This window comes from Amnimonas aquatica, assembly GCF_002943415.1.
GTDB lineage: Bacteria > Pseudomonadota > Gammaproteobacteria > Pseudomonadales > Moraxellaceae > Perlucidibaca > Perlucidibaca aquatica_A.
The window spans coordinates 1-6289 of the sequence record NZ_PTQZ01000097.1 but is presented as its reverse complement, the minus strand read 5'-3'; the positions used below and the strand labels follow the sequence as shown (position 1 = coordinate 6289).

6 protein-coding genes are annotated in these 6289 nt (G+C 66.0%); 2 read left to right on the top strand and 4 right to left on the bottom strand.

All coding sequences use genetic code 11. From position 1 onward, the window contains the following. Together C5O18_RS05295 and typA are read left to right on the top strand one after the other, a co-directional pair. Positions 1–1027 (top strand): OmpA family protein (locus tag C5O18_RS05295; protein ID WP_146089220.1); only part of this gene is annotated, 1027 nt, incomplete at its 5' end. Positions 1028–1226: 199 nt separating this feature from the next. Then, positions 1227–3062, top strand: coding sequence for a translational GTPase TypA (gene typA, locus C5O18_RS05290; protein ID WP_420884471.1), 1836 nt, complete (start codon positions 1227–1229; stop codon positions 3060–3062). A 130-nt stretch (positions 3063–3192) separates the two neighbouring features. Here typA and C5O18_RS05285 read toward each other — a convergent pair whose 3' ends face one another. The 4 genes from C5O18_RS05285 to C5O18_RS05270 form a co-directional block, all read right to left on the bottom strand. After that, the gene (locus tag C5O18_RS05285; protein WP_105192095.1) at positions 3193–3672 is read right to left on the bottom strand and encodes an acyl-CoA thioesterase; all 480 of its coding nucleotides are present in this window, start codon (positions 3670–3672) and stop codon (positions 3193–3195) included. Next, the gene (locus C5O18_RS05280; RefSeq protein ID WP_105192093.1) at positions 3669–3947 is read right to left on the bottom strand and encodes an oxidative damage protection protein; all 279 of its coding nucleotides are present in this window, start codon (positions 3945–3947) and stop codon (positions 3669–3671) included. The genes C5O18_RS05285 and C5O18_RS05280 overlap by 4 nt, the downstream gene beginning before the upstream one ends. Further along, on the bottom strand, positions 3944–5023 hold the full coding sequence (gene mutY / locus C5O18_RS05275; RefSeq protein WP_105192091.1) for an A/G-specific adenine glycosylase: 1080 nt from the start codon (positions 5021–5023) through the stop codon (positions 3944–3946). The genes C5O18_RS05280 and mutY overlap by 4 nt, the downstream gene beginning before the upstream one ends. After that, the coding region (locus C5O18_RS05270; protein ID WP_146089219.1) for an AsmA family protein at positions 5004–6289 on the bottom strand (1286 nt) is incomplete at its 5' end. The genes C5O18_RS05270 and mutY, both read right to left, overlap by 20 nt.

Here is a 6289-nt window from a genome sequence, read left to right as displayed (position 1 = left end):
TGTCAGCCCGACAATCACCTATCACGTGTTCGATAACGAATTCAACGGCATGAACAACGGTGCCAGCGACAACATCGACCTGAACGATCGCCAAGGCGGCGCTCTCGCCCTCGGCTACCGCGTGACGCCGAATGTCGGTCTGGAACTGCGTTACGGCCTGACCAACACCGACACCCGTCGCAACAGCATCGCCGGCAGTGGCGTTGGCGTCCGCTATGAAGCGGCCACCATCGACACCTACTACCGCTTCAACGCTGAAAACAAGCTCCAGCCCTACGTCCTGGTCGGCGGCGGTCTCGCTCGCGGTACCTTCAAGGCTGGCGGCGCCGGCATTCCGCACGAGGAATACACCATTGCCAACGTGGCACTGGGTGCCTTCTACCAGCTGGCCGACAACTTCGCCCTGCGTGCCGAAGTCCGCGGCGTAGAGAACCTGCAGGCCAGCGACCACGATGGCGTGGCCTCCGTCGGCGTGGTCTACAGCTTCGGCGGCAAGAAGGCTGAAGCCGTGGCCCCGGCCGTCGTGGCTCCGGCCGTTGTCGCTCCGGTCGTCGATGGCGATGACGACAAGGACGGCGTGCCGAACAGCAAGGACAAGTGCCCGGGCACCCCGACCAATGTGGTCGTTGACGCCACCGGCTGCCCGAAGGTGCTGACCGAGACCGTGACGAAGGAACTGCGCGTGCTGTTCGACTTCGACAAGGCTGTGGTCAAGCCGGCCTACTACGCCGAGATCGAAGGCGTGGCCAAGCTGCTGAAGGAATACCCGTCCGCAACCGTGGAAGTTCAGGGTCACACCGACTCCCGCGGCCGTGCCGAGTACAACCAGAAGCTGTCCGAGCGTCGTGCCCAGGCCATCGTTGACACCCTCGTGAAGCAGTATGGCATCGACGCCAGCCGCATCAGCGCCAAGGGCTACGGTGCCAGCCAGCCGGTCGCCGACAACAAGACCGCCGAAGGCCGCGCCCAGAACCGTCGTTCGGTCGCTGTCGCCGAAGGTCAGGTGAAGGTCACCGTCAAGAAGTAAGAAGCCCCGCTTCCTGCTTCACCGAAAAGGCCGCTCCCAGGAGCGGCCTTTTTCATGCTCGTCCGCCGAGCACCCGGTCGTTGCCTGCGTCATGCAGGGACCTGGCCACTGCGGAGTTTTTGCACGCGCCACAAGACCTGTCACCAAGTCTCGGGTATACTTCGCGCCCAATTTTTGATCGCTTCGCCGAGACCCTATCGTGTCCATCAAGCAAATCCGCAACATCGCCATCATCGCCCACGTCGACCACGGCAAGACCACGCTGGTCGACAAGCTCCTGCAACAGTCCGGCACGCTGGGCGACCGCGCTGGCGAAATCGAACGCGTGATGGACTCCAACGATCTCGAAAAGGAGCGTGGCATCACCATTCTGGCCAAGAACACGGCCATCCGCTGGACGGATGCGCGTGACGGCCAGGAATACCGCATCAACATCGTCGACACCCCGGGCCACGCCGACTTCGGCGGCGAAGTGGAACGCGTGCTGTCCATGGTCGATTCGGTCTGCCTGCTGGTCGACTCCGTCGACGGCCCCATGCCGCAGACCCGCTTCGTGACCATGAAGGCCTTCGCCCGCGGCCTCAAGCCGATCGTGGTGCTGAACAAGGTCGACCGTCCGAGCGCCCGTCCGCACTGGGTCATGGACCAGGTCTTCGAACTGTTCGACAACCTCGGCGCCACCGACGAGCAGCTGGACTTCCCGGTGGTCTACGCCTCCGGCCTGAACGGCATCTCGGGTTTCGAGGCCGACAAGCTGGGCACCGACATGACCGCGCTGTTCCAGACCATCATCGACCGCGTCAGCCCGCCGCCGGTGAACAGCGAAGGTCCGTTCCAGATGCAGATCTCGTCGCTGGACTACAACAGCTACGTCGGCGTCATCGGCGTCGGCCGCATCACCCGCGGCAAGGTCAAGACCAACACCCAGGTCACCATCGTCGACAGCGAAGGCAAGAAGCGCAACGGCCGCATCCTGCAGATCATGGGCTACCACGGCCTCAATCGCGTTGAAGTGCCGGAAGCCGAAGCCGGCGACATCATCTGCGTCACCGGCATGGAAGGCCTGGGCATTTCCGACACCCTCTGCGACCCGGCCAATGTCGAAGCGCTGCCGCTGCTGAGCGTCGACGAGCCGACCGTGAGCATGACCTTCCAGGTCAACAACTCCCCGTTCGCCGGCAAGGAAGGCAAGTACGTCACCTCGCGCAACATCAAGGATCGCCTGGAAAAGGAACTGATCCACAACGTGGCGCTGCGCGTCGAGCCGACCGACAGCCCGGACCGCTTCAAGGTCTCCGGCCGTGGCGAGCTGCACCTGTCGGTGCTGATCGAGAATATGCGCCGCGAAGGCTTCGAGATGGGCGTGTCGCGCCCCGAAGTCATCTTCAAGGAAGTCGACGGCGCCAAGTGCGAGCCGTTCGAGAACGTCATCTTCGACGTCGAAGAACAGCACCAGGGCGGCGTCATGGAACAGATGGGCACCCGCAAGGGCGACATGACCAACATGGTGCTGGACGGCAAGGGCCGCATCCGCATCGAGGCCACCGTGCCGTCGCGCGGCCTGATCGGCTTCCGCTCCGAGTTCATGACCATGACCTCGGGCACCGGCATCATGACCTCCAGCTTCTCGCACTACGGCCCGATCAAGTCCGGCGACGTGGCGAAGCGCCAGAACGGCGTGCTGATCTCGATGGTGCAGGGCACCGCGCTGGGCTACGCCCTGTTCAACCTGCAGGAGCGCGGCCGCATGTTCATCGGCCCGCAGACCGATGTCTACGAAGGCATGATCATCGGCATCAACTCGCGCGGCGACGACATGGTGGTGAACCCGACCAAGGCCAAGCAGCTCACCAACATCCGCGCCTCGGGCACCGACGAGAACATCGTGCTGACCCCGGCCATCCGCTTCACGCTGGAGCAGGCGCTGGAGTTCATCGAGGATGACGAGCTGGTGGAAGTCACGCCGCAGACCGTGCGCATCCGCAAGCGCCACCTGACCGAGAACGACCGCAAGAAGGCCTCCCGCGGCCTGTGATGCGTCACCCGGGGCCCCAGGGCGCCGGGTGGACGGCGGCCCCGGACCGCCTCGCAGCACCATGAAAAAGGCCTGACCGGCATGCCGGTCAGGCCTTTTTCATGTCCGCCTCATAGCCGCCCGGGCGTGCTCAGGCGATGCCCTGCAGACGCTCGCGGAACCACTCCGGGATGTCGGTCTTGCGGCCGGTATCGGGATCGATGCACACCGTCAGCGTCTCGGCCTCGGCGGCGACGCGCTGCTGCGTGACGCTGAACAGCGCGTAGTGCAGCAGGAAACGGTCGCTGCCGGTGATCTCGGCGCGGATGCCGATCTGCAGCGTGTCGGGGTAGATCACCGGCGCCCTGTAGCGGCAGCGGGCATCGGCGACGACCATGCCGGTGCCTTCGTGGAACAGGCGCGGAAAGATCTCCAGCGACTCCATGACGCCGATGCGGGCATCTTCCAGATACTGGAAATACACCACGTTGTTGACGTGGCGCAGGGCATCCATGTCGCCCCAGCTGACCTTGAGCGGGTACAGGAAGGGATAGACGGCGCGCAGCTCGTCGAGCGAGGCCGGGCCGCGCGGGCGGGAGGCCGCCGCCTCATGCGAAGAAGACAGGCTCATGATGCCGGCTTTTCCGGCGTCCAGCCCTGCGGGCGTTCGTAGTCATCGCCGCTGAGGTACTTCTCCAGCTGCTCGTCGAGGAACTTGCGGGCCTGCGGGTCCATGACATTGAGACGGTTCTCGTTGATCAGCATGGTCTGGTGACGCAGCCACTGCATCCAGGCCTCTTTCGACACGGTGTCGAAAAGCGCCTGGCCGCGCTCACCGGGGAAGGGCTGGAAGGCCATGCCCTCCAGCTCCTGCTTCAACTTGCGACAGAACACCATGCGTGTCATGACTCGTTCTCCACCAGCGCCTGCAGGCGCTGCAACAGCTGCTGAACCGGGGCCGGCACACCCAGCGCCGGCAGAGGCGCGAGTGTAACCCAGCGGCCGGGCGCCTCGTTAACGCCGGCATCCTCTCCGGCATCAGCACCACCGGTGATGCCGGCCGGCACGACAGGCGGCTGGTCGCCGCGCACCAGGCGCGGATGGATATGCAGGCGGAAATGCGTGAACACATGCACGAAGGCCGGCCAGTCCTGTCCGGCCGGCGCGCCGGCCTCCAGCGGCAGCTCGGGAAAGGTCCACAGACCGCCCCAGAGACCGCTCGGCGGCCGCTGCCGCAGCCAGACCTCGCCGCGCGCGTTGAGGCAGAGCAGCATGCGCGTGGCACGCTCGGGGGTGGCGGCCTTGCGCTGCTTCTGCGGATATTGCGCGGGGCTGCCCTCGGCATGGCCCCGGCAGCTGTCGTTCACCGGGCAGATGCCGCAGGCCGGACGGCTGCGGGTGCAGAGCGTCGCGCCCAGGTCCATCATGGCCTGGTTGTAGTTGGCGGTGCGCTCGACCGGGGTATAGCGCTCCGCCACGTCCCAGAAGCGGCGCAGCACCTCGCTGCGCGCCGGGTCGCCGGCCAGCGCCTCGTGGCGGGCCAGCACCCGCTTCACGTTGCCGTCGAGGATGGCCGCGCGCCGGCCCATGCCCAGCGACAGGATGGCACCGGCGGTGGAACGGCCGATGCCGGGCAGCGCCTCGAGGTCATCGAGGGCTGCCGGCAGCTCGCCGTCATGACGGTCGACGGCCAGCTGCGCGGCCTTGTGCAGGTTGCGCGCGCGCGCGTAGTAGCCCAGTCCGGCCCAGTGGTGCAGCACGTCATCCAGCGGCGCCTCGGCGAGGTCGGCCAGCGTCGGGTAGCTGGCCATGAAGCGCTCGAAGTAGGGGATGGCCGTGGCGACCTGGGTCTGCTGCAGCATGATCTCCGAGACCCAGACGCGGTAGGGCGTGACCGCCTGCTGCCAGGGCAGGTCCTTGCGGCCGTGGCGGTCGTACCAGTCCAGCACGCGGCCGGCGAAATCAGCGCTTCTTGAAGACATCGAAGAGCTGCTTCACGGCTTCCTGCTGCTGGCTGTTGAGCTTGTCACCCAGCTTCTCGTTGAGCTTCTCCTGCAGCTTGGCCTTTTCCTTGTCGACTTCCTCGTTGAGGCGCGCCTTGGCGACCTGGCCGACGATGCCCTGCATACCTTCCTTGTCGAGGCCGCAGAGCGTAGCGACGCTGCCCTTGAGGTTGCCGTTGCAGCGCACGGGAATGGCGTACTCGGCCATCTTCGCGTACTTCTCGCCCCAGTACTTCTTGTCGAGCTTGAGCTGGAATCGATAGTCGACATCCTGGGTTTCCAGGTTGTAGGTGCCGTTGCCGCCGACCTGGATGTCCTTGAGGTCGGCCTTCATGGACTGGTTGCGCACCACGCCGCGATCCAGCGTCATTTCACCCAGCAGGCTCTCGATTGCGGTGTTGCTGATCTTGCCCTTGATGCTGGCGGCGTCACGTCCGGTCAGCGCCGGCAGCAGCGCCTGGTACTGGCCGAGCGCGTTGAACAGGGCATCGCTGATGTTCACGCCCTTGATCACGCCATTGTCCAGGCGCAGCGTGTTCGGGCCCTGGGCGGTCTTCAGCCAGGTGTCGACATCGTTGCCGGTGACCTTGACCGCGCCGTTGAAGTTCATGCGGCCGGCGAAGACATCCTGCTTCAGCGCCTGCTTGGCGATCGGTCCGAGGTCGATCTGGCGGATGTCCGGTTTCAGGCTGATCACCGGCTGCTTGCCGCGCGCGTCGATGCTGACCGGCACGCTGAAGCTGCCGTCGTAGATGCTGCCGCGCAGCTCGCTGACATCGACCAGGCCGTCGCGGGCGGTGGCGGCGACGCGCAGCTGGGTGATGGGGTAGGTCATGATAGTGAGCGCGCCGGCCTGCAGCGCGACATCGAGGTTCTGCTCGCGCAGCAGGGCCACCGGCAGCAGGCCCTCGGCCGTCGCCTTGGCATCCGGCTTGGCGGCGGCCTTGTCGCCGGCCTTGCCAGCGCCCTGCTCAGCAGCCGTGTCCGGCGGCAGATAGCTGTCGGCGTTGAGCTTGTCCAGCGCCAGGCGGGCGTACAGGCGCGCCTTCGGCAGCTCGCGCACGCCGGCCTCGCCGGTGACGGTGCTGCCGTCAAGCACCAGGCGCAGGTTGCGCGCCAGCACCTGATGCTCATCGCCGGCGAGCTGGGCGCTCAGGCTGGCACGCCTGAGCACGTTGGCATCCTTGGTCTTCGGCGCCTCGATCCCGAGCGCGGCCATGACCTGGCGCGGATCGAAGCTGCCGG